27 protein-coding genes and 1 pseudogene are annotated in these 25,516 nt (G+C 38.0%); 22 read left to right on the top strand and 6 right to left on the bottom strand.

What is annotated here, in order from left to right; genetic code table 11:
* The first annotated feature begins 164 nt into the window (after positions 1-164).
* From denD to J576_RS13740, 3 genes are read left to right on the top strand one after another with little or no spacing between them, the layout of a single operon-like run.
* Complete coding sequence (gene denD, locus J576_RS13750; RefSeq protein ID WP_002048626.1) at positions 165-1,136, top strand: D-erythronate dehydrogenase; 972 nt, start codon at positions 165-167, stop codon at positions 1,134-1,136.
* A gap of 33 nt (positions 1,137-1,169) precedes the next feature.
* Positions 1,170-2,546, top strand: coding sequence for an MFS transporter (locus tag J576_RS13745; RefSeq protein WP_000389445.1), 1,377 nt, complete (start codon positions 1,170-1,172; stop codon positions 2,544-2,546).
* Positions 2,546-3,418, top strand: a complete 873-nt coding sequence (locus J576_RS13740; RefSeq protein WP_002048615.1) for an NAD(P)-dependent oxidoreductase — start codon at positions 2,546-2,548, stop codon at positions 3,416-3,418. The genes J576_RS13745 and J576_RS13740 overlap by 1 nt, the downstream gene beginning before the upstream one ends.
* A gap of 95 nt (positions 3,419-3,513) precedes the next feature.
* Here the strand turns inward: J576_RS13740 and J576_RS13735 are convergent, their stop codons facing one another.
* Positions 3,514-4,398 (bottom strand): AraC family transcriptional regulator, encoded by an 885-nt coding sequence (locus tag J576_RS13735; protein WP_002048633.1) that lies wholly within the window; start codon positions 4,396-4,398, stop codon positions 3,514-3,516.
* Between the two features lie 208 nt (positions 4,399-4,606).
* Here J576_RS13735 and J576_RS13730 point away from each other — a divergent pair, with 208 nt between their 5' ends.
* The 3 genes from J576_RS13730 to J576_RS13720 all read left to right on the top strand — a co-directional run bounded on the left by J576_RS13730 (position 4,607) and on the right by J576_RS13720 (position 6,959).
* Positions 4,607-5,101, top strand: a complete 495-nt coding sequence (locus J576_RS13730) for a (R)-mandelonitrile lyase (RefSeq protein ID WP_001989396.1) — start codon at positions 4,607-4,609, stop codon at positions 5,099-5,101.
* 112 nt (positions 5,102-5,213) lie between these two features.
* Entirely contained in the window at positions 5,214-5,852 is a 639-nt protein-coding gene (locus tag J576_RS13725) for a carboxymuconolactone decarboxylase family protein (RefSeq protein WP_001181581.1), read from the top strand.
* Positions 5,853-5,906: 54 nt separating this feature from the next.
* Entirely contained in the window at positions 5,907-6,959 is a 1,053-nt protein-coding gene (locus tag J576_RS13720) for an NAD(P)-dependent alcohol dehydrogenase (protein WP_002048628.1), read from the top strand.
* A gap of 71 nt (positions 6,960-7,030) precedes the next feature.
* Here the strand turns inward: J576_RS13720 and J576_RS20595 are convergent.
* Positions 7,031-7,132 (bottom strand): annotated as a pseudogene (locus J576_RS20595) (hypothetical protein); the annotation flags it as partial.
* 256 nt (positions 7,133-7,388) lie between these two features.
* Here J576_RS20595 and J576_RS13715 point away from each other — a divergent pair.
* The 4 genes from J576_RS13715 to J576_RS13700 are packed head-to-tail and all read left to right on the top strand — an operon-like array spanning position 7,389 to position 10,673.
* On the top strand, positions 7,389-8,408 hold the full coding sequence (locus J576_RS13715; protein ID WP_002048623.1) for an ABC transporter substrate-binding protein: 1,020 nt from the start codon (positions 7,389-7,391) through the stop codon (positions 8,406-8,408).
* A 2-nt stretch (positions 8,409-8,410) separates the two neighbouring features.
* Positions 8,411-9,421: a FecCD family ABC transporter permease gene (locus J576_RS13710; RefSeq protein WP_002048637.1), complete on the top strand. Its 1,011-nt coding sequence runs from the start codon at positions 8,411-8,413 to the stop codon at positions 9,419-9,421.
* Entirely contained in the window at positions 9,418-10,182 is a 765-nt protein-coding gene (locus J576_RS13705; RefSeq protein WP_002048613.1) for an ABC transporter ATP-binding protein, read from the top strand. The genes J576_RS13710 and J576_RS13705 overlap by 4 nt, the downstream gene beginning before the upstream one ends.
* Positions 10,183-10,184: 2 nt before the next feature.
* Complete coding sequence (locus J576_RS13700; RefSeq protein WP_002048617.1) at positions 10,185-10,673, top strand: GNAT family N-acetyltransferase; 489 nt, start codon at positions 10,185-10,187, stop codon at positions 10,671-10,673.
* Here J576_RS13700 and J576_RS13695 read toward each other — a convergent pair.
* Positions 10,668-11,456 carry an AraC family transcriptional regulator gene (locus J576_RS13695; protein WP_002048634.1) on the bottom strand — a complete coding sequence of 263 codons (789 nt, stop codon included), beginning with the start codon at positions 11,454-11,456 and terminating at the stop codon, positions 10,668-10,670. The two genes, J576_RS13700 and J576_RS13695, sit on opposite strands and share 6 nt — an antisense overlap.
* 98 nt (positions 11,457-11,554) lie before the next feature.
* Between J576_RS13695 and J576_RS13690 the strand changes: the two genes are divergently transcribed.
* The 5 genes from J576_RS13690 (at position 11,555) to J576_RS13670 (ending at position 17,231) form a co-directional block, all read left to right on the top strand.
* Entirely contained in the window at positions 11,555-12,364 is an 810-nt protein-coding gene (locus tag J576_RS13690; protein ID WP_002048625.1) for a sulfite exporter TauE/SafE family protein, read from the top strand.
* Between the two features lie 181 nt (positions 12,365-12,545).
* Entirely contained in the window at positions 12,546-13,430 is an 885-nt protein-coding gene (locus J576_RS13685) for a phosphoribosyltransferase family protein (RefSeq protein ID WP_002048629.1), read from the top strand.
* Positions 13,431-13,441: 11 nt separating this feature from the next.
* Positions 13,442-14,935, top strand: coding sequence for a nicotinate phosphoribosyltransferase (locus J576_RS13680; RefSeq protein ID WP_002048639.1), 1,494 nt, complete (start codon positions 13,442-13,444; stop codon positions 14,933-14,935).
* A 60-nt stretch (positions 14,936-14,995) separates the two neighbouring features.
* On the top strand, positions 14,996-15,763 hold the full coding sequence (gene ntrR, locus J576_RS13675) for an ADPR responsive transcriptional repressor NtrR (RefSeq protein ID WP_000155300.1): 768 nt from the start codon (positions 14,996-14,998) through the stop codon (positions 15,761-15,763).
* Positions 15,764-15,836: 73 nt separating this feature from the next.
* Positions 15,837-17,231, top strand: a complete 1,395-nt coding sequence (locus tag J576_RS13670) for a methylenetetrahydrofolate reductase C-terminal domain-containing protein (RefSeq protein ID WP_025467689.1) — start codon at positions 15,837-15,839, stop codon at positions 17,229-17,231.
* 647 nt (positions 17,232-17,878) lie between these two features.
* Here J576_RS13670 and J576_RS13665 read toward each other — a convergent pair.
* The 3 genes from J576_RS13665 to J576_RS13655 are packed head-to-tail and all read right to left on the bottom strand — an operon-like array spanning position 17,879 to position 20,208.
* Positions 17,879-18,928, bottom strand: a complete 1,050-nt coding sequence (locus J576_RS13665) for a hypothetical protein (protein ID WP_033855633.1) — start codon at positions 18,926-18,928, stop codon at positions 17,879-17,881.
* A gap of 33 nt (positions 18,929-18,961) precedes the next feature.
* Complete coding sequence (locus J576_RS13660; RefSeq protein ID WP_002052362.1) at positions 18,962-19,804, bottom strand: HNH endonuclease; 843 nt, start codon at positions 19,802-19,804, stop codon at positions 18,962-18,964.
* Positions 19,798-20,208 carry a (deoxy)nucleoside triphosphate pyrophosphohydrolase gene (locus J576_RS13655; RefSeq protein WP_002052375.1) on the bottom strand — a complete coding sequence of 137 codons (411 nt, stop codon included), beginning with the start codon at positions 20,206-20,208 and terminating at the stop codon, positions 19,798-19,800. Before J576_RS13655 ends, J576_RS13660 begins: the two co-directional genes overlap by 7 nt.
* A gap of 114 nt (positions 20,209-20,322) precedes the next feature.
* Here J576_RS13655 and J576_RS13650 point away from each other — a divergent pair, with 114 nt between their 5' ends.
* The 7 genes from J576_RS13650 (at position 20,323) to iaaH (ending at position 25,271) form a co-directional block, all read left to right on the top strand.
* Positions 20,323-21,231: a lipase family alpha/beta hydrolase gene (locus J576_RS13650; RefSeq protein ID WP_002052357.1), complete on the top strand. Its 909-nt coding sequence runs from the start codon at positions 20,323-20,325 to the stop codon at positions 21,229-21,231.
* A 143-nt stretch (positions 21,232-21,374) separates the two neighbouring features.
* Complete coding sequence (locus tag J576_RS13645; RefSeq protein WP_002052380.1) at positions 21,375-21,719, top strand: hypothetical protein; 345 nt, start codon at positions 21,375-21,377, stop codon at positions 21,717-21,719.
* A 68-nt stretch (positions 21,720-21,787) separates the two neighbouring features.
* Entirely contained in the window at positions 21,788-22,141 is a 354-nt protein-coding gene (locus tag J576_RS13640; protein ID WP_025467953.1) for a hypothetical protein, read from the top strand.
* An 8-nt stretch (positions 22,142-22,149) separates the two neighbouring features.
* Positions 22,150-22,341: a hypothetical protein gene (locus J576_RS13635; RefSeq protein WP_002052373.1), complete on the top strand. Its 192-nt coding sequence runs from the start codon at positions 22,150-22,152 to the stop codon at positions 22,339-22,341.
* 67 nt (positions 22,342-22,408) lie between these two features.
* Positions 22,409-22,708, top strand: a complete 300-nt coding sequence (locus J576_RS13630) for a hypothetical protein (protein WP_002052381.1) — start codon at positions 22,409-22,411, stop codon at positions 22,706-22,708.
* Positions 22,709-22,998: 290 nt separating this feature from the next.
* Positions 22,999-23,718 carry a response regulator transcription factor gene (locus J576_RS13625; protein WP_002052359.1) on the top strand — a complete coding sequence of 240 codons (720 nt, stop codon included), beginning with the start codon at positions 22,999-23,001 and terminating at the stop codon, positions 23,716-23,718.
* A 92-nt stretch (positions 23,719-23,810) separates the two neighbouring features.
* A complete protein-coding gene (gene iaaH, locus J576_RS13620) occupies positions 23,811-25,271 on the top strand; it encodes an indoleacetamide hydrolase (RefSeq protein ID WP_002052385.1) in 1,461 nt (486 codons plus the stop codon).
* Positions 25,272-25,516: the final 245 nt, after the last annotated feature.

The following is a 25,516-nucleotide window of genomic DNA, read 5'->3' as shown; positions in this document are numbered from 1 at the left end:
AGAAAGCAGATTTAATTTAGTTAATGTTTAACCATGAAACTGATATTAAAAAGTTATCAATATTTAGAAATTATTCATTGGAAATTATTGCAGGGACTCCTTATCGTTTAATTCATGATGATTAAAAATCTTTAAGTGAATAAGAATTAGGAAAGGATCCCTGTATGAATGTGTTAATTACTGGTGGCACGGGTTTTATTGGAAAGCAAATTGCCAAAGAGATTTTAAAAACCGGAAGCCTGACTTTAGACGGTAAACAAGCTAAGCCCATCGATAAAATTATTTTGTTTGATGCGTTTGCTGGTGATGATTTACCGCAAGACCCTAAGATTGAGGTGATTGTAGGGGATATTACCGACAAAACCACAGTCGCAAACATCACAGAAAAAATTGATGTTGTTTGGCACTTAGCCGCCGTGGTGAGTTCGGCAGCAGAGGCCGATTTTGACTTGGGAATGGATGTAAACCTTTATGGCCTTTTAAATTTATTAGAAGAATTAAGAAAAAAACAAACCACGCCTCGAGTCATTTTTGCGAGTGGCTGTGCTGTATTTGGTGGTCAATTACCAGAAGTTGTAACAGATGATACGGTGGTTACACCAAAGTCCTCTTACGGTATGCAAAAAGCAGTAGGAGAATTGCTCGTTTCAGATTATTCACGTAAAGGCTTTATTGATGGCCGTGTTTTAAGATTACCGACTATTGTGGTTCGTCCGGGTAAGCCTAATAAAGCCGCATCTACATTTTTTAGCTCAATTATCCGCGAGCCTTTAAAAGGTGAAACGGCAGTTTGTCCAGTCCCGCCAGATACTCCGGTTTTTATTACTTCACCACGACGCTGTGTTGAGTCAATGATTAAGGCTGCGTCAATTTCTTCAGATGCACTCCAAGATAACCGAATTATTCCCTTACCGGGATTGACCGTTACCGTTAAGCAAATGCTTGAGGCTCTTGAAAAAGTTGCCGGTAAACAAGCAACTGATTTAGTGCAGTGGCAGGAAGATAAAACGATTCAAAGGATTGTTCAAAGTTGGCCGGTTCAAGTGAAAGCCGAATATGCCGAATCTTTAGGTTTCCAAGCAGATGAGAATTTTGAAAGCATCATTCAGGCACATATAGAAGATACCCAAAATTAATGGCAGTGATCGCCAATTCATGTGAGAGTTATTATGGAAGATATCAAAAATGTCACTGCTCTCGAAGAGCAGACAATTAAGCGTATTTCGAGTCGAATTATCCCGTTTCTTATTATTTTATTCATTATGGCCTTTCTAGACAGAACCAATATTGGTTTTGCTGCGCTACATATGAATGATGCAATTGGAATTACCCAAACTATTTTTGGCTTAGGTGCGGGTGTATTTTTCTTGGGTTACTTTATTGCAGAAGTACCGAGTAATGTTTTACTTCATCGGTTTGGTGCACGGATTTGGATTGCCCGAATCATGATTACTTGGGGAATTATTGCCGGGCTTATGGGATTTATCCATAGTGGTACCCAATTTATTATTTTACGGTTTTTACTGGGTATTGCAGAAGCGGGTTTCTTTCCGGGGGTTATTTTTTATTTAACCTTATGGTTTCCTGCTAAATATCGTGCCCGTGTCTTCGCGACCTTCTATTTAGGGTTACCAATTGCTCAAATTATCGGAGCGCCAATTTCGGTCGGTCTTATGCAATGGGGCAATACCATTGGCTATGAAGGCTGGCGTTTGATGTATATTTTAGAAGGGATTCCTTCCATTATTTTAGGACTGGTTTGCCTAAAATATTTAACCAATAACCCAAAAGAAGCACAGTGGTTAACAGCTGAGCAGCGTCAATGGCTCATGAATACGCTAGAGCGTGAAGAACGAGAAAAACAGCAATCTGCCGATGCTGCTTTAACAAAAGGTGAACTCATTAAACAAGTGTTTAAAAATCCTTTAGTGTGGATTATGGCAATTGTTTATTTTGGAATTACGTCTGGTTCAAATGCGATGTTCTTCTTCTTACCAAGTGTTTTAGAGTCGTTCCGTAATACCTTTGGTATGCAAATCAGCCTTATCCAAAATGGCTTACTCACCGCTATTCCATATGCATTTGCGGCGGTTGGAATGGTTTTATGGAGCCGCCGTTCTGACCGTAAACAAGAACGTTATAAACACGGTGCTTGTGCTGCACTTATGGCGGCTTTCGCAATTGCGATTGCTTTAATTGTGAATCAACCGTGGGCAATTATTGTGGGCTTTATTCTGCTCGCAATCGGTGTATTTAGTGCGATTAATATCTTCTGGACTATCCCTGGGCAGACTCTAACAGGAGTGGGCGCTGCAGCCGGTATTGGCTTAATTAACTCTGTAGGTAATTTAAGTGGTTTTACTGGTCCATATTTAACAGGCTATTTATATACCACCACGGGCACCTATACAGTAGCGTTCCTTGCCATTGCAGGATTTGTTGCCATGGGCGGTTTGGGGTTACTGCTTTTGGCAAAGTTAAAGTCTGATAGCCTAAAAGTAGAACAACAGCGACTTAAAGTGCGGACTGCTACGGAGATGAAATAATGGCTCAAATTGGTTTTGTTGGAACTGGTATTATGGGAATGCCAATGGCCATGAATTTATTAAAAGCTGGTCATCAAGTTAAGGTCTGGAATCGAACTTCATCTAAAGCAGAAAGTTTAAAAGAAGCGGGTGCACATGTTTGTAGTGAACTTGCACAAGTCGGAAAAGATGTAGAGTTTCTGATTTGTATGCTCAGTGATGGAAAAACCTGTGATGAAATTCTATTTCAAGAACGTGGTGCAATTTCACAGCTAAAACCTGAAAGCACGGTCATTGTGATGAGTTCAATACCGGTTGAAGTTGCAAAAACACAAAGTGAAAAATGTAAAGAAAAAGGACTTAGATATTTAGATGCACCTGTTTCTGGCGGTGAAAAAGGTGCTCAAAATGCAAGTCTTGCTATTATGGTAGGTGGTGAAGCTAAAACATTTTCACATGCTGAAACTATTTTAAGTGCAATGGGCCGACCAATTTTAGTAGGTGGGGCTGGCTGCGGAATGCTGGCAAAACTGGTAAATCAAATGATAGTAGCAACCACCATTGCAACTGTAAGCGAGGGGTTATTGCTTGCGACTAAAGCAGGAGCCGATCCTATTAAGCTCAAACAAGCACTCACAGGCGGTTTTGCAGATTCTCCAATTTTACAGCAACATGGCGAGCGTATGCTAAGTAGAAATTTTAAACCGGGAGGTACAGCTCGAAACCAGTATAAAGATATTCATACAGCCGTTAGCTATGCTAAATCGCTTGAGTTGAATTTACCTATAGCCGAAAAAGTCAGTCAATTATTTGAAAATATGCTTGCTGCCGGAGACGGTGAGCTTGATCATTCTGGTTTAATTCGTGAGCTTGAACGAATGAATCATGTGTAATATTGCTTTAATTTTAGCGGTACTTGATGAATAGACATAATCAAGTACCGCTTTTTTTCTGGTATTAATTTTTTAATAGTCCACGTTTATTGCTTTTATATATTCTTAATATCTACCGACGGAGAAACCCCAAAAAAGCGTTTATATTCTCTGGAAAATTGGGACAAGCTTTCATAACCGACTTGCATGCTGGTAGATGAAATATCGTATTCTTCGGTCATTAGCAAACGCCGTGCTTCGGTCAATCTCATTCTCTTTTGATACTGTAAGGGACTCATTGAGGTTATGTCCCTAAAATGTTGATGAAAACTTGATGCACTCATCCCCATTGTGCTTGCCAGTTCTTCAATACTAAATGGTTTCGCAAAATTTGTTTTCAGCCATTCAATCGCCTTCACAATTCGATGACCTGTAGTGCCTGCCGCTACAATACGTTTAAGTCGATCGCCTTGCGGGCTCATCAATAAACGATAAAAAATTTCCTTAATAATAAGAGGAGACAATATGGGAATGTCTTGTGGCGTATCTAGTAGTTTTATTAACCGTATAAACGCATCATTCAGCTCTGAATTGACTACTCCAACAGCCATTCCTTTTTTCTCAGTATTTACATCTTTAAAAGGTATGTGGGCTTCAAGCATGATTTGGGCGAGTACATACGGGTCTAGGCGTAAGACGATTGAAAGATAAGGTCGTTCAACTGAAGCTTCAAGAACTTGAGCAATTACAGGCAGGTCAATTGCAGTAAAAAGGAAATGGTTAGAGTCATAGGTATAGGTTTCTTCACTCAGAATCACCTGTTTTTTTCCTTGAGCAATCATACATAGACTTGCATCCATCATACTGCTACTTGGTTGGGTCAATGTTTCTGCGCGATATAAAGTCAGTCCCATAATAGGTGTTTCGAATGTACCTTTTTCTCGTGTCCATTGATCGACAAGTTGAGCCAATTCTTGATTATGGTTAGACCTATTCGCCATTCAGATTCTACCGATTACCCTCTGTATTTTTATTGTAGGCATTTCAAATAAGAAAAATAGTGAGAAGTGCAACAATTCGGAGGATTAGGCAAATCTGTGAGAGGAATAGAACAACACCTTACAACTTTCATTTTTATACTGTTTGAACAACGCTTAATCCTGCATCCCTCATTAAATTGAGGGCATTGGTATCAATCTAGGAAAAAAGATGAATGTTAAGGCAGTCACGTTTGTGACCAGTTTATTTATCTCAATGGGAGTACCCGCAATGGATAAAAAATCAGTCACAGCATTTCAAACCGTTAAAAAAGCCAACCAACAACAGGTAATTACCGGCCTAGATAATATTTTCACGGGTCAAGTTGCAATTAAACCATTAACTGATGTTACTGACAGTATAAATGCTTCCAGTGCTTATGTAAGTTTTAATGCCAATGCCCGTTCATTTTGGCATACCCATCCTAAAGGGCAATATCTCATTGTTACAGAAGGAGAGGGACTGGTGCAAGAATGGGGTAAACCTGCGGAAAAAATTTCTGTAGGAGATGTGATTTATTGTCCACCTGGGGTGAAACATTGGCATGGTGCAAGTGGAAATTCTGCGATGACACATCTTGCTTTAACTGCAACTGATGAACATGGCAAAAATGTGGACTGGTTGGAGCCTGTATCAGATGAGCAATATAAAGAGGCGGGCCACTGAAATTATAAAGTCCTTATTTCTAGCCATCAGTTTGTTGGCGCTGAATCAACAGATTTATGCAGCTACCCATATGGTCCAGCTTCCTTTATCTCAAAAGAAGGAAATAACGCAAATGCAAAATTCTTTATCCGAACAGCAACAGGCAATCATACCGATTGCTGCCTATGCTGCAAATGGTGACCTAGCTAAACTCAGTCAATCATTAAAAGATGGTTTAGATTTAGGGTTAACCATTGCAGAAATTAAGGAAGTTTTAGTTCAAACCTATGCCTATGCAGGTTTTCCTCGAAGTTTGAATGCCCTTACAACATTTATGCAGGTGCTAGAGCAGCGTAAAGAAAGCGGTATTCGTGACATAGAGGGTAAGACTAACAGCACTCTACCGAAAGATTATCAGGCACTTTTACAAGGTACTCAGAATCAAACTCAGTTGGTGGGTCAACCTGTAAAAGGTGCACTTTTTGAGTTTGCTCCAGCTATAGATGAGTATTTAAAGGCTCATCTTTTTGGCGATATTTTTTCAAGGGATGTGCTGAATTGGCAAGATCGTGAGATTGCTACTTTGAGCATGCTTTCGGCTCTAGAAGGTGTAGATAGCCAACTTCAATCCCATCTTAATATTGCAAAGACTCAAGGTGTTAGTTCTCATCAATTTGAAAATATACAGAAAATACTTGCTGAAAAAGTAAGTCTGCAAGTGGGTCAAAGGTTCCAAAATGTATTGACCAGTTTTCACAATCAATCGCTCTAAATGAGCTCCCAGCGAAAAATCGCCTTTATTTACATTAAGCATGAGAGAAAAAATATGACAACTGAAGTTTTAGGTTATGCCGCGCTGTCATCAGAAACTCCTTTAGTTCCGTTTAAATTTGAACGTAGAACCCCACGTGAAGATGATGTTGTCATTCAAATTGAGTATTGTGGTGTTTGTCACTCTGATCTACATCAAGCTAAAAACGATTGGGGATTTAGTACTTATCCATTAGTTCCGGGCCATGAAATTGTTGGACGTGTTACCTCAATCGGTCCTAAAGTCACAAAGTATAAAGTTGGTGATTTAGTGGGCATTGGCTGTATGGTCGATTCATGCCGTACTTGTTCTGCTTGTCATTCAGGACTCGAGCAATATTGTGAAGAAGGTAACATCCAGACTTATGGCGGCGTAGATCGCCATGACCAACGCCCAACTTATGGTGGATATTCACAAAGCATTACCTGTAGTCAAGATTTTGTATTAAAAGTACCTGAAAATCTGGATGCTCAAGCTGTACCACCACTACTTTGTGCGGGTATTACCACATGGTCACCGCTACGTCACTGGAATGTTGAAAAGGGCAGTAAAGTTGCTGTCGTTGGTTTAGGTGGTTTAGGACACATGGCAATTAAACTTGCCAATGCTCTAGGCGCTGAAGTGACACTATTTACTCGCTCAGCAAACAAAGAACAAGATGCAAAACAACTTGGCGCACATCATGTAGTGTTATCAACAGATGAGAATCAAATGAAGTCGGTATTAAATCAATTTGATTTAATTGTTGATACTGTGCCTTATAACCATGATTTGAAGCCTTATATTCCAACTTTAGCTTTAAATGGAACCATTGTATTAGTTGGATATTTAGGTGAAATTAGCGCAAATTCAGTACCTATGATTTTAGGTAGAAAATCAATTGCAGGCTCGGTTATTGGTGGAATTAAAGAAACACAAGAACTACTCGATTTTTGTGGTGAGCATAATATCGTTTCTGAAGTAGAGATGATTAATATGCAAAACATTAATGAAGCTTTTGAACGTATGCTAAAGAGCGATGTGAAGTATCGTTTTGTGATTGATATGAAAACACTGTCTGAAGATTAATTCAGACATTATTTGAGCTGTGCATACTATAGCTATGTGTGCACAGCCCATCAGGTTAATTAATGCAAGCACTATGATTTAGAAGGTATATATTTATGTATAGCAAAGATAAATAGCTTAAATAAAATACTAAATCCAAAAACAGGTATGCTGAGTCCTAACACGAGGCTCACCGCTATAAACATGATTAAATTATTTGACTCGCTTTTATAGACTTTTTGCCCAATCATTAAATAGTTTTTATTAGTTGGTAAATTTGGCGTTTTTTTTGCTTACTATCTAAGGCCATAGCTAACATACTTAATTTGATTGTTGTATAAATGATGATTCAAACCGTCTTGCTCTCTTATGGTGTTTTTTTCACATGAAAAATGCACTAAATAAACACATCTTTTTATTTTGCACTCTATTTGTGCACGGGGTGCCATAATGAAGTTATTGGCTTCATTACTCACTTTACTCATTCTATGTGGATGTTCCTCATCTGAGCAAAATAGAAAAACTCAAGAAAACTCAACCTCTCATTCAATATGTGTCTTTGATAGTACAAATACAAAAGTCTGTGTAGCCAAACCTGCCCAAAGAATTGTCTCTTTGTTTGAGTCGGGTTTAGATGGCCTCTATATGCTAGGGCAAGGTGACAAAGTAATTGGTATACCTGCTGAAGTATACATTCAACCTTTATTATTTAATGCGTATTCAAAAATAGATAAACGCATTGCTAATAAGCAGCTTGCAGCACCTTCGCAAGGAGCCAATGCAACCAATATTGAAAGTCTGGTGTTGCTAAAACCAGATTTGGTCATTTTGGGAAGTGGGCAAACCCAAACGATTGAACTGTTACGGCAGTTTGGTATCGCTGTATATGTAATGGAGTCAGGCACCTACAAACAAGTGAAAGAAGAGCTATCTGAAATTGCCGTTCTTAGTGGTGCCCAAAAGCGTGCTCAAGAAATTTTAAGCTTTTCGGATGAAATTGTGGCAGAAGTCGCAGCCAAAACTGCACGTCAGCCAAATAAACAATCGATTTACTATGCATGGTCAGGAGGGCGAATTTTTTCTACTTCAGGACGGGAGTCGATTACCAATGATTTTATAGAGCTAGCTGGTGCTTACAACATTGTTCAGACTGCTGCTAACCAGCCCAACGTCAACCCCGAGACTTTAATTGAATGGAACCCTGACAATATTGTGCTTTGGAATACCAATCCTAAACTGATTTATGAACGAAAAGAATTACAAGGTTTAAGCGCCGTACAAAACCGAAAGGTATTTAATTTGAGTCCTGCATTTATATATAACCCACACACCATCAAAATTATTATTACGGCGATTTATCTAAATCACAGTATTTACCCTGAACAGTCCGACTTACCTGTAAGTGCTTTACAACAGCGTATTTTAACCAAGTTGTATGGTGAAAACCTTGCAAAAGCGTTGGTGCAATAAATATGGAAAAACTGAAATATTACTGGTTTTACCCGTTACCTTTCCTCATGATTTTTATCTCTTTGCTCATTGGGCCAACTCAAACATTGAGTGCATGGGACTATTTGCGGTGGGGTGTGCAAGCAGTCTTTGGTACACCATATTTTGATGCAGAACAATTTAGGCTGATGCAAAACATTTTAGTAAATGTCAGGCTGCCTAGAATTTTACTGACCTTTATGGTGGGAGCCGCATTAGCAACTGCGGGTAATGGCTTGCAAGCATTGTTTCGTAATCCCTTAGTCGATTCGTATGTACTCGGTATTTCATCTGGTGCAGCGTTCGGTGCAGCTTTAGCGCTTTCATTAAGTTGGCTTTCGCCAAATCTATCAGCCTTTATTTTTGGTGTATGCGCTGTTGGCTTAACCTATTTATTTGCGCACCAGAAACATGAAAGCCAGACGTCTTTAGTCATGGTAATTTTATCAGGCATGATTGTTTCGGGGCTGTTTTTGGCAGGACTTACCGTTATTCAATACTTAAGTGATCCATTTAAACTGCAAGCGATCGTGCAATGGACGATGGGCAACTTACATCAGGCATCTTGGCAAAAAGTTCAATACGCTGTGTTACCAATCTGTATTGGCCTTGCCGGATTATTTGCAATGCGTTGGCGCTTAAACTTAATGGCACTCGGTGCTGAAGAAGCACAGGCTGTGGGCGTTAATCCGCGTTGGGAACAGCTTGTTTTAATTGTGCTGGTGACTGTATGTACCTCAACTTCTGTGGCTGCGGCGGGCATTATTAGTTTATATGGGCTGTTTATGCCACATATTGTGAGAATGTTGGTTGGGCCAGATCACCGCTACAGTATTCCTGCAAATATGGTGCTGGGCGGCAGTTTTCTACTGTTGATTGATAACTTTTCTCGGGTTTTACTGACATTTGAAATACCGATTGGTATTTTTACCATGTTACTTGGCGCGCCATTTTTCTTATTATTAATGAAAACACAGAGGACTCATTGGGCATGATTCAAATTGATCAGTTAAATTATGCCTATGGGCACAAACAGGTTCTTAAAAGTATTCATCTGGAGTTTCCTGAAAATCAGTTTTCAGTGATTTTAGGGCGTAATGGTTGTGGTAAATCAACACTTTTTAAATTGATGGCGGGCCTAGAACCGGTAAAAGATGGCTTGATTCGTTACTCTGGAAAACCACTATCGGACTTTAAAGGGAAAGATCGGGCTGCATTACTTGGTTTTTTACCGCAGTTTCATAAAACCGTATTTCCATTTTTGGTTAAAGATGTGGTGATTACAGGGCGTGCTGCTTTTAGCAGATATCGTCCTTCAAAATCAGACTGGGAGCGTGTAGATCAAGCCTTGCTTGATTTAGACATTGAGCATTTACGCGATCGTCCTTATACCGAGTTGTCGGGTGGTGAACGGCAGTTGGTTATGATTGCCCGTATTTTAGTGCAAGCTCCAAAAGTTATTTTGCTCGATGAGCCAACCAATCATCTCGATGTTTATTACCAGTCTTATTTAATGAAAAAGTTGCGTCAGTTGTCGCGGCAAAATTTTACGGTGATTGCGATTATGCATGATCCCAACTTGGCTTTTTTATTTGCAGATCATTTGTTCTTTATGCGCCAACACGAAGTAGTTAAGCCTGAGTCAAAAACTCGAATAACCGATCCGAAGTTTTTAAAAAGTGTCTATGATGTTGAGTTCCATGAAGCCATGATTCAAGACAAAACCATTGTGATTCCTGATCATTCGTGGCTGTAAATATGACGCTTCGTTATAAGCTAGTAGACAAATCAGACTATGCGTCTGCGGTAGAGTTTGCACTTTATACAAGACAGCTGTTATTCCCAGAAATTTATCATGGGCAAGTCCCCAAAGATTTACAAAATTTTGAGCAGCATTATGTCCATGATCCACTGGGCTGCTTCATTACAGTAAAAGACCAAAACCGCATTATTGGCACGATTGCATATCGGGCTTATGACCATCGTTTTGATTTAAATTTACCGTCTAATACGGTTGAGGTGGTTAAGTTATTTGTATTGCCTGAATACCGTCGTAAGGGCATCGCGACCCAGCTATGTGACATGTTGTTTAGCCATGCCAAAAACAGTGAAATTACGACTTTGTATTTGCATACCCATCCATTTTTACCGGCGGCTGAAGAGTTTTGGCGTCTACAAGGTTTTGAGGTTATTCAACGGGAATGGATCGATACCTATGACACCATTCATATGAGTAAATCTTTATAGCGCTTTATCATGCGTATGAAATCTTTTTTGAAATTGGCTAGGTGAATAACCCATAATTTTACTGAACATTGCGGTAAAAGCTGCCGAATGTTCATAGCCCAAACTAAAGGCAATTTCAGTAATTGAGATATTTTCTTTTAAGGCATTTAAAGCATAAATAATGCAGACTCGATTACGCCAAGCCTGAAAGGACATGCCAGTTTCAGACTTAAACCAACGATGAAAAGTTCGTTCACTTTTATTATGGTCATGTGCCCAATCTTTAGGGCTGCTATGAATATCAGGATGCTGCATAAACTCAGCACACTGTTTAGATAATAATGTGTTGTTAGGCAGCGGAATAAACAGAGGCAGGGCTGGTGCAGCTTCTAATTCATATAACAATAAATCGATAAGAGCGCCGTCACGGCCTGAGCGCGAGTAATCAATGGATAACTTATTTGCCTGAATGAGCAATTGATGTAACAAAGGCGAGACTTGTATAACCTCGCAATAGTTTGCTTGTCTTGGGGCATTACTCACTTCTATATACAAACTATAGGTACTGACTTTAGATAACCATACCTGATGTGGTTTGCCTGCCGGTATCCATACACCGCTGTACGGTAACACAAGCCATTGTCCATCTTCAGTTTCAACTTTCATGAGGCCTTCGGGTGCATATAAGAACTGTGCACGGCGATGGCTATGCGTATCTAACAAGGTATCAGCAGGATAATCTGACCCTAACGCTAGAACTGCTTGTGGTAGATGGTCTACATCGTTAATTGGAATATTACGCATATATTTTTGGCTGAAACAAATAAAAATATGGCTTTTCTACGTTAGTTTGCCATAGAGCTATTTTATATCATGCCTCTATAAACGTGAGGAAGATGATGATGCTATATGAGCTATTTTTATTTGGACTACTGTCAGGCATAACGACTTGGTTATTTGGTTTTGGCGGCGGATTTGTTGCTGTACCTTTGCTTTATACAGTCATTATTCAAAAGTGGAGTAATGAAAGTAATATCGGCATACATGCCATGCAAATCGCCGTAGCTACATCAGCTTTTGTCATGCTCTGCTCGGCAAGTTTTGCAGTCTTTCGGCACTATCGGTCTGGACATATAGATTGGCAAAAAATCCGCTTTTTATGGGGTGGTATTGCACTTGGTGGAATTGTCGGTGCGGTAATGGCCTCATTGTTTAATGGAAATTGGCTTCGCTGGATATTTATGGGTTATGTATTCATAACCATTCTAGATTGTTATTACCGACCAGGGTTTATAGTGACCTCAAGCCAAAAGCAACACTATGGTCAAAACAGTGAACTCATTAAAGGGGGCATTATTGGTTGGGTTGCAGCACTTTTAGGTGTTGGAGGAAGTGTAATGACGGTTCCTTTATTACGGCGGCGGGGTAGTTCTATGGCAGAGGCTGCGGCTATTGCAAACATTCTCACGCTGCCTTTGTCTTTAACTGCAACGCTGACTTATTGCGTATTGTCACTTTGGCAATCTACATGGACACCCAACGGATTTATCGGACTAATCTGGTTTGAAGCTGCTTTATTCTTGGTTGCTGGAACATGGATCGGACTATATTTTTCAGAAAAATTTATTTCAAAACTACCTGATTTATGGCGGGCAAAGTTATATCCGCTACTTTTAATAATAGTTCTACTCGTCATACTTTTTGTAAATTAACTTTTTATTTCAATTAATTGAAGAATAATCTCTCTTAAATATCGAATTTCTAAATGCTCTAAAACTGCAAATTTTATGTCTTAAAGGGCATTGAAAAAAGTTTAAAAATTAGACTTGAAATATATAGTGGCTTTGTGCCACTATATATTCATCGAAGGTCATCAGACAAAAAGAGGATGATATGGCTATCCAGCTTTTAGATGCGGCAAGAAATGAGATTCCAGTGAAATTCACGCAGTTTTCTGGTGGCGAGCGTCATGTTCAAATTGATGAGACAACCTTAGGTTCACTATCTGGCAAGGTATTGGTCCGTGCACACATGGCCTCAAGTCACGATGTGATGGACTATTTACTACTTGAAAATATATTGCTGACTCAGGGTTTAACCATTGACCTAGAAGTTCCGTATTTTCCATATGCACGTCAGGACCGTATTTGTGCAGTAGGCCAAGCGTTCTCGCTTGATGTGATGACCAAGTTACTCAACATCAATGATGACAAAAAGGCGGGCAAACAAGGCAAGATCACTGTTTGGGACTGCCATAGTGAAGTAACGACAGCATTACTTGCTGCCAATACTTCTTTTAGTGAAGTTGTAAACATCAGTTCAGTAGACATCATCGCAAAGAGTGAAGCGCTAAGCACACTGTTAAAAGATGAAAAAACAGTACTGATTTGCCCAGACAAAGGCGCAAAAGCACGCACACAAATGGTTGCAGACGCTTTTAATCTGGAGCGAAAACTACCAATCACTATTGTTCAGTGTGATAAAAAACGTGACCCAGTAACTGGCAAAATTTTAGGTACGCATGTACATGCGACTGATTTATCAGGCCTAACAGCGGTCATTACCGATGATATTTGTGACGGCGGTGCAACCTTTATTGGTATTGCCAAAGAACTACGTCGTCTCAATTGCACTAAGGTCGTTCTATATGTGACCCACGGTATTTTTAGTAAAGGAATAGAGGTTTTTGATGGGCAGCTTGACCAGCTATTTACCTCGGACAGCTTTCCACAACAACCATCAGACAAAATTTCAGTAATTGCTTTTGCAGCAGAATAAAGAGAACAAAGATGACGATTAAACTTAATCCATTAAACGCTATCGATTTTTATAAAGCGGATCACAGACGTCAGTATCCAGCAGGTACAGAGTACGTGTACGCAAACTTTACACCGCGTTCATCTCGACTTGCTAAAATGTTGCCTGACTTTGGCGATAAAGTTGTGTTCTTTGGTCTTCAGGGTTTTATCAAACACTTTTTAATCGATACATGGAATGAAGGCTTTTTCAAACAGCCTAAAGACAAGGTAGTGGCTGCTTATAAACGCCGTATGGATACTTCACTAGGTGAAGGTGCTGTACCAGTCGATCACATTGAAGCATTACACGACTTGGGCTATTTACCATTACGCATTAAAGCTTTGCCAGAAGGCAGCCGCGTCAATATGCGTGTACCCGTGCTCACCGTTATTAATACCGACCCGCGTTTCTTTTGGTTAACGAATTATATTGAAACGGTGTTAAGTGCTGAGCTTTGGAAAAGCTGTACAACCGCCACTATTGCTTATGAGTACAAACGTTTATTAACTCAATATGCTGTAAAAACTGGCGCACCGCTTGATTTTGTACCTGTGCAAGGGCACGATTTTAGTAGCCGTGGCATGAGTGGAATTTATGATGCAGCTCAGTCTGGTGTGGGCCACTTAACCAGTTTTATTGGAACAGACTCGGTTGCTTCAATTGACTACGCGGAAGAATATTACAATGCCACAGGTGTGATTGGTGTATCTGTACCAGCGACCGAACACAGTGTGATGTGTATGGGTACAGAAGACAGTGAGCTAGAAACATTTAAACGTTTAATTTGCGAGCTTTATCCGTCTGGTGTTGTCAGCATCGTGTCTGATACTTGGGACTTTTGGCGAGTCATTACAGAATTTACAGTAGCGTTAAAACCTGAAATTCTGGCAAGACAACCCAATGCTTTAGGTTTGGCTAAATTGGTTTTCCGTCCAGACTCTGGTGACCCAGTTAAAATTATTTGTGGTGACCCAGACGCCGAAGTCGGCAGCCCAGCATATAAAGGCGCAGTTGAATGTTTATGGGAAGTGTTTGGTGGTACAACCACGGACCAAGGCTATAAAGTGCTTAATGAACGTGTCGGTTTAATTTATGGTGACTCGATTACACTAGACCGTGCGCAGCGCATTTTAGAAGGGTTAGAAGCCAAAGGTTTTGCTTCAAACAACTTAGTATTTGGTATAGGCAGCTTTACCTATAACTACTTAACTCGTGACACCTTTGGGTTTGCTGTAAAAGCGACTTGGGGACAGGTGAATGGTGTAGGCCGCGAACTGTTTAAAGACCCGATTACTGACTCAGGCGTTAAAAAATCTGCGAAAGGTCTATTACGCATCGAAGAAAGTGAAAATGGCTTTACTTTGTTTGATGAGCAAACAGCCGAACAAGAACAAGGTGGAGCACTAAAAACAGTCTTTGAAAATGGTAAACTTCAATATGAGTGTACTTTGGATCAAATACGTGAGCGTTTATCCATCGCATAACTGAGTTTAGATGAGCCGTTGCATGAGTATCGGCTCATCATTTTCATTGAGAGACTGAACGTGACTATTCAAACTGAACAAGAATTCCTTGCCAGTTATGATCGCCGAGATTATGACGCACCTTTACTCACTGTCGATATGGCTATTTTCTCGGTATTTAATGGTCAGTTGCAGGTATTACTCATTAAGCGGCCCAACTTTCCAGCTAAAGACCAATGGGCCTTACCGGGTGGTTTTGCCGATTTAAAGCACGATCAAGATTTGATGGCTACTGCATATCGTAAGCTGGTCGAAAAAACAGGAATTAGTTCACCTTATTTGGAACAAGTTGCCTCTGTGGGCAATGCCAAACGTGACCCGCGTGGCTGGGCAGTAACCATTTTGTATTTTGCATTAATCGATTTTAATGCCTATCAACACCAAGCTTTGGCTGAATACAGTGAATGGGTGCCTGTAGCAAAAGCACAAGATTTAGCATTGGCGTTTGATCATAATGAATTGCTCAGCTTAGCTTTAGAGCGTTTAACCAGTAAAACTCGCTATACAGCTTTGCCAGCTAGTCTCATGCCCGAGTTATTTACACTGACCGAACTACAAACCATTTATGAAATTATTCTTGGACAATCCTTAGATAAAAAAGCGTTTAGACGCCGTATGATAGAAGCAGGCGCAGTTGAAGAAACCAACCACAGTAAAATTGTAGGCAAACGACCAGCTCAGCTTTACCGCTATGCACTCGATTCTTTCGATTTTATATTTCCTCGTTCACTCGAATTACCTAGAAATAAAGAGAGTGAAGACAAGCAAAACAATGAGCTTTCTGACTAGCGCATCTTGATGCAATTTTGATTTATAATGCCGCGCTTATGATTGATGTCATGTTTTGATAAGCGCTTTGCCTATGTCACACGTTTCTCCCTGCTTCCAGCAAAACCAGTTTTTTGTGTTGGTGGAGTACCTCACTTCACTACATGAAATTTATCCTGTAAGACATGAGTTTGCAGGATATCCGGCTGCAATGACATTGGCAGATCGTGTACATTCAGATCATGATATCGCGCCGCTGGAAGCCAGCAAAAGTTACCCTGACTCAATAGAGAAAGTCTTACACTTTTCAGGTAAAGCGAGAGACATACAAGACTTTGAGCGCTTTTTAGAACAAGCCAAGTCTGCCAATATTCAAAACTTGTTATTGCTTACAGGCGACAAACTCAAAGAACATCATAATGGACGAGATGGGCAGCCTCGTAGTCGTTACCTAGAGTCGGTAAACGCCGTAATGGCAGCTAAGCAACATGGTGGTTTTCGTATTGGGGTTGCTTTTAATCCGTTTAAATATGTCGAAGCTGAGCGTGATGCACAGTATTTAAAACTGCATAAGAAGATTAAAGCAGGTGCTGACTTTATCATTACCCAATTGGGCTATGACATTGAAGCCTTAAAACAAGCCAAATCATTTTTAACCAAGCATGATTATTCGCAGCAAATACTAGCTTGCGTCATGCCACTGACTTTAGGCCGTGCCAACTTCATGGTAAAGCATAAAGTTGCGGGTATTGTAATCACTCCACACATGCTAAAAGTTTTGGCAGACGAAAAACAGGCAGGGCATACAGACCGTGTTTATTTGCGCTGCGCTTTACAGATTTTAATATGTGGACACTTAGGATTTGCGGGTATTCATTTATCTGCTTGTCATAAGCCAGAAGAGCAAATGCTGCTTGAAAGTTACATCGAGCAATACAGACATCTTAACCTTAAGGCCTTAGAAGAGCTTTGGAGTTCACTTTGGCAAGTCAAGACAGGCAAAGAGTTTACCCCTGAAATTGCTCGTTTTTCACGTCAGCCAACATCTAAACAAATCATTAAATATCGCCAACTACATGTGATGCATGAGGCCCTGTTCGGATCTAAAATTGCCAAAGGCGTTGGGCGGTTTATTTTTAAAGCGTCTTTTTGGGAAAATTCTGTGGTCGCTAAAGCATTACTCAAAACAGAAGTCTTGAGTAAACATAGCCTAGTCGGCTGTGAAAGCTGTGGTCAGTGTCGCCTAAGCGATACCTTATATATTTGTCCTGAAACGTGTCCAAAAGGTTTAGCCAACGGGCCTTGTGGCGGTACAACTTTAGACCGCTGCGAATTTGGTGACCGTGAATGTATTCATTCCGTTAAAGCAAGACTTGCCAAAGCTGTTAAGCAAACCGAAGTGCTAAAAGAAAAACTGATTCCAACGATACCACTTGAAACGAGAGGAACCAGTTCTTGGAAAAATTGGTATTTAGGGGCTGAGGCTTAAGTTTTATATTAACTGGATACGTTTACGACCCAGTTAATTATGACAAAGTACACGACCAAGAGTTCCAAGACCACCTCAGGCAAAACGGTTAGTAATAAAAAGCCCACTCAATGAGTAGGTGTTACAATCCTGCAAAGAATCTTTGTGATGAACTCATGCATTACCACTCTGCAGACTTAACGTATGTGATAAATATTAAACACGTGAACAGTTAGATTTCCGAAATTTAGGGTCGCTGGTTCGATGCTCGCCGGGCACACCATATCAATTGAGTGACAAAACAGATTCATACCTTCGCTGAAAAACTCTCACAACAATACTCAATGGATTATCAGAATTTCCACTATTTAGGATATGGATTAATCATTTTATGTACAATTCATTTTGTGATTGGCACCTTTTTCTATTTTCCTACCCCAAAAACTTTTGGGATAAAAAGAAGAAGTTTTCCGATTCAATTTATCTTATTTGTATTTTATTTTCTTATCTTGCAGGGTATATTCATTTTTAGATCAGAAAACCTCTAGTGTATAGATTAATTTTTATTCCTGTTTGAAGTATAAAAAATTTTATTTTGAAAAGCTCATCAAGTGGTGAGCTTTTAAATAAGACAGGTACCCAGAATTATTAGAGTTTCCTCTCATAAATCAATAAAGTTGCTTGCAAAAGTTGTACTGTTGGATATTTTTCTTAGGATCAAATATATCAATATGATCAATACTTTGTTCAACAGGAATTTTAAATGCCACAAAATAGGGTAGTTTTTCTTTATTCTGAGATGCTTTTTGATTCAGTCCTTTAATCTCATCATTTTCAATATCTTTATAACATCTTTTTTCAAATTTTAAGTTAGAAAGATAGGGCCGTACTTTTCGGGTATAGGCTCTAAAGAAATATGGATTTTTAGAGTGTAAATTAATTTCTTTTGAATGAATCTGTACATAGACAACTTTCTCTATTGGTGAAAGTTGCTTTTCAGATAGTAGAAAGAAGAAAAATGGTGAATTTTTTTCTAAATTATTAATTTGCTGTAGATCTTTATCTGAGTAGTTATCCTCTTTTATTTTCTTGAAAGAGTCAAAGTTCTTATTTGCATATATGCAAACTTCTTTTCCACAAATAACTCTAAAAAGTTGAGATTCATCATCCTTTATATACGTGATACTACCTAATATATTTGCTTGAGCACTTTCTTTACCTTGCTTATAAAAGTCTAAAATTTTCACCAAGGAAACAAGAAGAAAAAGATATAAGAAAATAGATAAATAATAAGAAGTTAATAGTGTTTTCGAGAGAGGGTTCTTTTCAGCTTTTTCTTTTTTTTGAAAATATTTATTCTCTTCTTCTTTAAATAATTCCTTTTTATCAATGTTTTTATTTCTTTTGATATACTTATGGATAAATAAAACTATAAGATATGAAAATATAATATTTATTTTATCAAAAAGCTCTTTTGAGTAAAAAAATTGTCTCAATATAAGAATTAATGGTGGTGCTAGTATAAGTGCCAAAAAAGAAGAAGCCCTAAAATTGGCTAAAAAACCTTGAAATACATAATCATGAAAGTCAAAACCCAGGTTTATATAATCATAACCTGTCTGTTCAACACTACCTATAATGAAATAACGGCCAGATATAAATAGATACCCTAATATGGCGGGTATCATCAAAGCTAAAATAGTTTCTCTTAATCGCATAAAAATACCAATTTATTAAATTTTAAACTTTCTTTATTGAAATGAATAAGTTGTATTGAGCTGAGAATTTATTATCTTTAGCTTTTCCCGATCTGCCTCAGCATTCACAACATGCATTTTCTTATGGCAATTCGGGCAAAGTGCTACTGTATTTTCGACGGTATCTGGTCCGCCGTGCGCTAACCATTCAATATGGTGAGTTTCCAGGTAAGGCTCACCATGTTGATCTTTAAAAGGGGCAGGTTGTTCACAGAGCTGACAAACACCATTTGCTAAACGCTTAGCAAGCTCTGCAATTGCAACAGAACGAATAAAGTATTTCGTTTTGGTATTACGATAACTAACTTGTGTTTGTGCTGTAGCGTGAGCATCAGCGATCAATTGTTCAATCGATTTCTTCTTATACTTACGCTTCTTTTTCTGGTTAGCGCGCTCTATGGTCTCTACACTAATCGCCGTATATGAATCAGACAATTTAACCGGGAATATCCATGCTAAACGATCTTGATCATTAGCATCAGGTTGAATCTTTTGGTACGGATCAGCTACGAGAGTTACAGGACCCTGATAGATATATTCTTTATCGATAAAAACTTCAAAAAGATGAACAGACACGCCATTAGTATGACTTTCAGCTAATGTTCTATTCTGACTTTTTAATTCTTGGTCACCTACTTGGCCCATACCAGTGTAATGTAGCTTATCGCCAATCCATTGATCTTCATAAATAGATTCAACATGGTTTAAAACAATGATAAGTGTATTTGTCTTATGAGATCTACGCATTTCGCCCTGAGGTGAGCACAGGAAGTATTCGCATAATTCTGCATTATTTAAAATGGTACCTGGTTTTAGTAGTTTAAAATCTTTCAACATTCTGCAGTCTTATTATCAAGTAAATATTTCACGATGGGGATATCAGCAGCAGCCCAGTCGAGCTGTTCTAATTCATCGATAGCGCACCATTGTACATCCTGGTGCTCACTTAAAGCCAATTCTTCAATAGTCTTAGTCACACACATAAAAGTGGCCAACTCGATATTAAAGTTGGGGTAAGTATGCTCTACAGTTAATAGATATTCTGTTACTTCAACATCAAGATTAAGCTCTTCTTTAATTTCTCGAATGAGCGCTTGCTCGAGTGTTTCTTCAGCTTCAACTTTACCGCCAGGGAATTCATACTTATTCGATAAATAAGGATACTTATGCTCACCTTTAAGGGCACATAAAATTTTATGCTGGTGCCAGATGACTGCAGCAACGACTTCTAGAGATTTCATTTAAAATATTTTAGCTGTGTTCTATATAAATATTATGCTTTGAACTGGCTTATGTTTGCACTTAATATTTAAAGGAATATAATAAAATTTCAATATAATTAAAAGGATAAAGTCATGAAAATAATAATGGTACACGGGATCAACCAGACTGATAAGGATCCTGAAACTTTGAAAAAGATATGGATAGAGGCCTTCTTAGAGGGGGTATTTCAGGCACATATACCGAATGTTCCAGCTACAACTGAATTTGAGTTTATTTACTATGGAGATCTGGTGAAGGATTATTTAAATACCCCGACTTCTAATAAAGTCTTGTTTGATTTACAGACCAATGGATTTCATGCTTTTGAAAAAAACTTTAATGATTTGTCATTAGACGAGCAGGATATTTTAATCAATATTGCTGACTCGATGGACGGACATAGTACTGATGAGATGGGAACATTACCTATTGAAGCAATTCCTGTTAATTTAAAAAGTACTTTAACTCCATATTCTTTTATAGATAAGGGGGCGAAGGCATTAATCAAAATTACGAGTAGATTTCAAAAGTTTCATACGTGGGTGCTTAAGATATTTGCCAAAGAGGCAAATCTATTTCTTGAGAATGAACAATATAGATCACAAGTGAGAGAAAAATTATTAACTGAGATAAAAAAGGATCCTTCTAAGGAAATTGTATTGGTTGGGCATTCTCTTGGTAGTGCTGTTTGTCTAGATGCTCTACAGCATTTAAATTCCTCTTATAAAATTTCTCGATTTGTGACTTTAGGCTCTCCTTTAGGTATCCCTGTATTTTATGATTATTTCAAAGATCGTACTAAGCCTTCTTCATTAAAAGGAGATTGGTTTAATTTTTATGACACGGATGATTTTGTTTCGGCTTATTTATTAACGAACCCTCCATATAATGTTAAACCAGAGATTCAGAACTTAAGGGCAAAAACACAGTATTTCCAACCACATTATATTGTTGGATATTTGGATGATGCTCTTGTTGTTAAAAAAATCTTAGGTGTCTGAGATAATTGAATTGTTTAGGACTTTAGAACTTGACCCTGTATAGGGTAAATGCTATTTTTGCGTTATAGTGGTCGAAGTTATAGTAATTCACTAAGTAGATAAAGCTCGCATTCGCGGGCTTTAAATTTATTAAAGCGTAGCGCATGAATAAAATACTTCTTTCTTTAATACTTTTACCTATTTTGGGGCATGCAGGATATTGTGAGAGCAAAGCACAAATTTATGTAATGACTGCATTTTGGAAAGTTGACAATGTTACTAAAGAAATTGCTTTAGATAGAGTAAAAGGATTAGAAGTTTTATATACAGATCTTGATACAGGTAAAACCCAAACTAAAGATTTTAAGGAAATAGTTGAAGAAATTTATAGAAATAATGATTACAAAGCTAAGGATCTGGTTATTTCAGAATATACTTCGCAGATGACATATGACTATGCAACGATATTAGCTACGTGTTTAGCTGAAAATGTTGAAGAATCCCGTTAGTTTTTATTGTGCTACTGATTTATATATGTGGAGATAGGTGAGTGAGACTAATACTTATAGTAATTTTAATGTCACTTGGAAGTCTATTGCATGCTGAAGAAAAAGAATCAACAGTTTGTAAAAAGCTTAATAGTGCAGCATATCAAATCATGTTAGAAAGACAGACTGGTATTAAGCCCCTTGATTTGCTTGAAAAGCTAATGATTCCTTTGGACCAAGATAAGAAAAATATGATAATCAATTACCATATCAATAACTTTTTTGGTCATGTAAGTGGTTTGGCTTATGAGACACCTCTATATACAAAAGAAGATGAAAAACAAAAAGCGGCTACAGATTTTGGCTTGAGAATTGAAAGAATTTGTACAAAGGATAAAACGGCATTATTTGCTCCTCCGGAATTTCAGACTTTTGAAGAATAACTAACCTTATGCAAAATCAAATACACCCAATTAATAACGTTGAGCAGTTAGATGTCCAAGATGAGCCAAAGCAAGAAAACTCGGTGCTTAATTCTGTGAATCCTGATCTAGTTGAAGTTAAAGATTTAATTGTAGAAATCGGGAAAGATATAGTTGATTTTGCATCATCTGTTTTCGATAACATCGATATCAATTTTTAACTTAAGAGCTCTCTAATAGTGAGTTTTTATGTGTTATAAAAAGATTTCCCATAATAAGGAGATCGAAGTGGAACTTACGCAAATTAAGGCAACAATAGATCGAGAATATGATCTCTTTGTAAATTCACATGAGTTTAAGACGTATCAGCACGATAAAGAAAAGCAAGCTAAATTCTTAGGCCATGCATTAACAACATTGAGATATCCTCATACAAACATCATTATTTTAGGTGGTGGTCGATATAAAGTTGTTGGTCATCATGATTTAAATTTTGATATCGATCTATTCCAAGCTCCATCTTTCTTATCAAAGCAAGCATTTAATACGTGGTTGGCTAACATCCTATCCCAACATTTATTTTCTTAAAATATATTGTAAATACATATTTTAATTTGTATTATCAGTATCAAATACTGCGCTGAAAGTTTATTGTTTTTATGACCCGTTTCTTTTTGAAGCGGGTTTTTTCATTTCGTATTTATATATATGTATTAGATAAAAGTATATATTGCTTTTATCACATAGCTAATTGTTTACTTCGCTGGAAAAATATTCCTTTTAAGAAGTTAATAAAAGGATAAGCTTGTTATTAAGCTCAAAGGAAGCACTTAACCGATCTTCTTAAAATTCGATGGATTTGGTTATATAGGTAAACGATGACCGCACTTTTAGAAAAGGATTTCAGTCCATCTGAGTTTACATTGTTTTCTGAAATATTATGGAAACTTGGCTCAGGGAAAGGGCAATACAATTTACGTGAAAATATCCTTGCAGATATTGCCATTTTATTACGGGCTGATTTCGCTGCATCTTATATTTGGGATTCAACCAAAAACTTATCGAGGGAAGGCGTAATATGGAAAATCGACCCAAAAGCCATGAAGGACTATGAGTGTGTTTGGCAATTTGATGATCCGATTACGTCACAGCTTCGCAAACGTCAAAAACCAACATTTGTAAATGAAGTTATGCCTCTTGCTGAACTTAAAAAAACACCATATTACAATGAGTTTTTGAGAGCCTATGGTTTATATCACGGTATAAATATTTATTTTGTCCGAAATGGTATGGATATTGGTGATTTACGTATTTGGCGTGCGAAAGACGCCGATATATTTAGTGAACGTGAAAAAAGAATATTAAACTTACTTGAACCTTATTTTACCCAAGCTTTACCAGCAGATTTATCAACCCAATACGGTTTAACTTCGCGTGAGCAAGAAGTGGTTCGCTTGGTATCTAAAGGTTTAAGTGATAAAGATGTGGCAAATTTACTGGAAATTAGCTTTACTACATTAAGGACTCATCTGAACAATTCTATGAGAAAAATCGGCTGCAATAATCGCACTGAAATGGCCTTGCTCATTCGACATTAAAGTTTAAGCAATCCTCAATTTTGAGGATGCGAATGAATGAGCAACTTATACTAAGGTCCTAAAATTACAACTTAAATGGATTCTAAGTTACTATGTTAAATACAAATGAAAAAAATAATTGGATCGAATCACAGGGTTTATCAAACGCTTCAGTAGATATCATTACTAAACTGATTCATGAAAGAAAAGTATCTTGTGAAGAGCTTGTGCATCATTACTTCGATACGATTGAAAAACAGCAATCCTTAAATGCTTTTATTAGCACAGATAAAGCTTCAGCAATTCAGCAAGCTCAATATTGGGATGAATACCTACTGAGTGGAAAACCATGTCCAGCTTTGATGGGTATTTTAATTGCGGTTAAAGATAATATTCATGTTGCAGGTTTTCCAAATAGTGCAGGTACACCAGCTTTAGCTCAATTTAGACCTCAAACTTCTGCGCCCGTTATTCAAAAGCTTATTGATCAAGGTGCAATCATTGTTGGTAAAGCCAATATGCACGAATTAGCCTTTGGGGTAACCGGTTATAATACTGCCATGCATATAGAGGGCGTTGTGGGTACACGAAATGCTGTAAACCCGTCACATATTGCTGGTGGGTCTTCTTCGGGTAGTGCGGTGGCTGTTGCGGCGGGCATGGTTCCGATTGCTATGGGTACAGACACAGGCGCTTCTATTCGTCTGCCAAGTGCCTTAAATGGCTGTGTCGGCTTTCGTCCTACGGTAGGACGATATTCACAAGAAGGTATTACCCCGATTTCACATACTCGAGATACCGCTGGATCTATTGCACATACCGTATCTGACATTATCTTAGTTGGTGAGCTTATTACTCAGGAGCCAAGAAAAGAACCATTACAGCCCCAACAAATTCGACTCGGTATCAATTCATATTTTTGGAATCATTTAGATGAAGACGTTCATGAACAGGCTCATATTGCGCTTGAGCTTTTAAAAAGTGCAGGAGTTGAAATTATTTCGGTTGATATGCCAAATTTAGAACAACTCAATCAAGCTATTTCATTTCCTGTGGCCATCTATGAAGGCAAGTATGACCTGATTCAATATTTGAAAGATCATCATGTAAATTTGACCATAGAGACTGTAGTCGATCAGATCTCAAGCCCAGATGTACAGGCAATTTTTAAACTGAATATTCTTCCTGAGTTAACTTTAGATCAGACTGGTCAATTTGTTCCTGTTTTACCTTTGTATGAAAAAGCGATTAGTGAAGCTCGTCCACAATTGCTTGAACTCTACCAAAACACATTTAAAGCGCATAATTTACATGCTTTATTATTTCCGACATCACCGATTGTTGCACCACTAGCAAACGAAGAAGTCTATTCAGTTGAAACTTTCCAGACACTCATGCGAAATACAGACCCCGGCAGTAATATGGGAATACCGGGCCTGAGTTTACCTATTGGAAAGGGCGCGAAATCAAAACTGCCAATCGGATTTGAAATAGATGGCTTAGCTCATCAAGATAGTGAATTGCTTGCGATTGGAATAACTTTAGAAGAAATTTTTAAGGTTTTAAATCAATAGACAAAACCTCTTAAATCACTATTTTTAAAGCTTTGTTTGTCTTTTAATAATAGGTCTAAATTTATTTTAAGACTGTTTATAAGCCATTTTACTTGTTATAATGGCTTATTTATTAAGCAATCATTGCTTGTTAGATTTAATATTTTGTCAGTTTGTTGTTGTTAATTTTATAAAATATAATATTTATAAATCATATATATTCTATTTTTATAAGTATAACAATTTTTATTGTTAACTCATTTTTA

Origin of the sequence: Acinetobacter sp. 766875, from assembly GCF_000582055.1 — a bacterium.
Lineage (GTDB): Bacteria > Pseudomonadota > Gammaproteobacteria > Pseudomonadales > Moraxellaceae > Acinetobacter > Acinetobacter nosocomialis.
Note: the sequence above shows the minus strand (reverse complement) of the source record. Positions and strands in the feature narration are given on the sequence as shown.

Bases quoted from the DNA above. Each gene is read 5' to 3' on its own strand.
- J576_RS13650 (WP_002052357.1), top strand. From the start codon at position 20,323: ATGAAAATAATAATGGTACACGGGATCAACCAGACTGATAAGGATCCT.
- J576_RS13660 (WP_002052362.1), bottom strand. From the start codon at position 19,804: ATGTTGAAAGATTTTAAACTACTAAAACCAGGTACCATTTTAAATAAT.
- J576_RS13705 (WP_002048613.1), top strand. From the start codon at position 9,418: ATGATTCAAATTGATCAGTTAAATTATGCCTATGGGCACAAACAGGTT.
- J576_RS13690 (WP_002048625.1), top strand. From the start codon at position 11,555: ATGCTATATGAGCTATTTTTATTTGGACTACTGTCAGGCATAACGACT.
- J576_RS13725 (WP_001181581.1), top strand. From the start codon at position 5,214: ATGCAAAATTCTTTATCCGAACAGCAACAGGCAATCATACCGATTGCT.
- J576_RS13695 (WP_002048634.1), bottom strand. From the start codon at position 11,456: ATGCGTAATATTCCAATTAACGATGTAGACCATCTACCACAAGCAGTT.
- J576_RS13710 (WP_002048637.1), top strand. From the start codon at position 8,411: ATGGAAAAACTGAAATATTACTGGTTTTACCCGTTACCTTTCCTCATG.
- J576_RS13655 (WP_002052375.1), bottom strand. From the start codon at position 20,208: ATGAAATCTCTAGAAGTCGTTGCTGCAGTCATCTGGCACCAGCATAAA.
- J576_RS13715 (WP_002048623.1), top strand. From the start codon at position 7,389: ATGAAGTTATTGGCTTCATTACTCACTTTACTCATTCTATGTGGATGT.
- J576_RS13635 (WP_002052373.1), top strand. From the start codon at position 22,150: ATGCAAAATCAAATACACCCAATTAATAACGTTGAGCAGTTAGATGTC.
- iaaH (WP_002052385.1), top strand. From the start codon at position 23,811: ATGTTAAATACAAATGAAAAAAATAATTGGATCGAATCACAGGGTTTA.
- J576_RS13685 (WP_002048629.1), top strand. From the start codon at position 12,546: ATGGCTATCCAGCTTTTAGATGCGGCAAGAAATGAGATTCCAGTGAAA.
- J576_RS13735 (WP_002048633.1), bottom strand. From the start codon at position 4,398: ATGGCGAATAGGTCTAACCATAATCAAGAATTGGCTCAACTTGTCGAT.
- J576_RS13700 (WP_002048617.1), top strand. From the start codon at position 10,185: ATGACGCTTCGTTATAAGCTAGTAGACAAATCAGACTATGCGTCTGCG.
- J576_RS13670 (WP_025467689.1), top strand. From the start codon at position 15,837: ATGTCACACGTTTCTCCCTGCTTCCAGCAAAACCAGTTTTTTGTGTTG.
- J576_RS13640 (WP_025467953.1), top strand. From the start codon at position 21,788: ATGTCACTTGGAAGTCTATTGCATGCTGAAGAAAAAGAATCAACAGTT.
- J576_RS13745 (WP_000389445.1), top strand. From the start codon at position 1,170: ATGGAAGATATCAAAAATGTCACTGCTCTCGAAGAGCAGACAATTAAG.
- J576_RS13625 (WP_002052359.1), top strand. From the start codon at position 22,999: ATGACCGCACTTTTAGAAAAGGATTTCAGTCCATCTGAGTTTACATTG.
- J576_RS13645 (WP_002052380.1), top strand. From the start codon at position 21,375: ATGAATAAAATACTTCTTTCTTTAATACTTTTACCTATTTTGGGGCAT.
- J576_RS13730 (WP_001989396.1), top strand. From the start codon at position 4,607: ATGAATGTTAAGGCAGTCACGTTTGTGACCAGTTTATTTATCTCAATG.
- J576_RS13665 (WP_033855633.1), bottom strand. From the start codon at position 18,928: ATGCGATTAAGAGAAACTATTTTAGCTTTGATGATACCCGCCATATTA.
- denD (WP_002048626.1), top strand. From the start codon at position 165: ATGAATGTGTTAATTACTGGTGGCACGGGTTTTATTGGAAAGCAAATT.
- J576_RS13740 (WP_002048615.1), top strand. From the start codon at position 2,546: ATGGCTCAAATTGGTTTTGTTGGAACTGGTATTATGGGAATGCCAATG.
- J576_RS13720 (WP_002048628.1), top strand. From the start codon at position 5,907: ATGACAACTGAAGTTTTAGGTTATGCCGCGCTGTCATCAGAAACTCCT.
- J576_RS13680 (WP_002048639.1), top strand. From the start codon at position 13,442: ATGACGATTAAACTTAATCCATTAAACGCTATCGATTTTTATAAAGCG.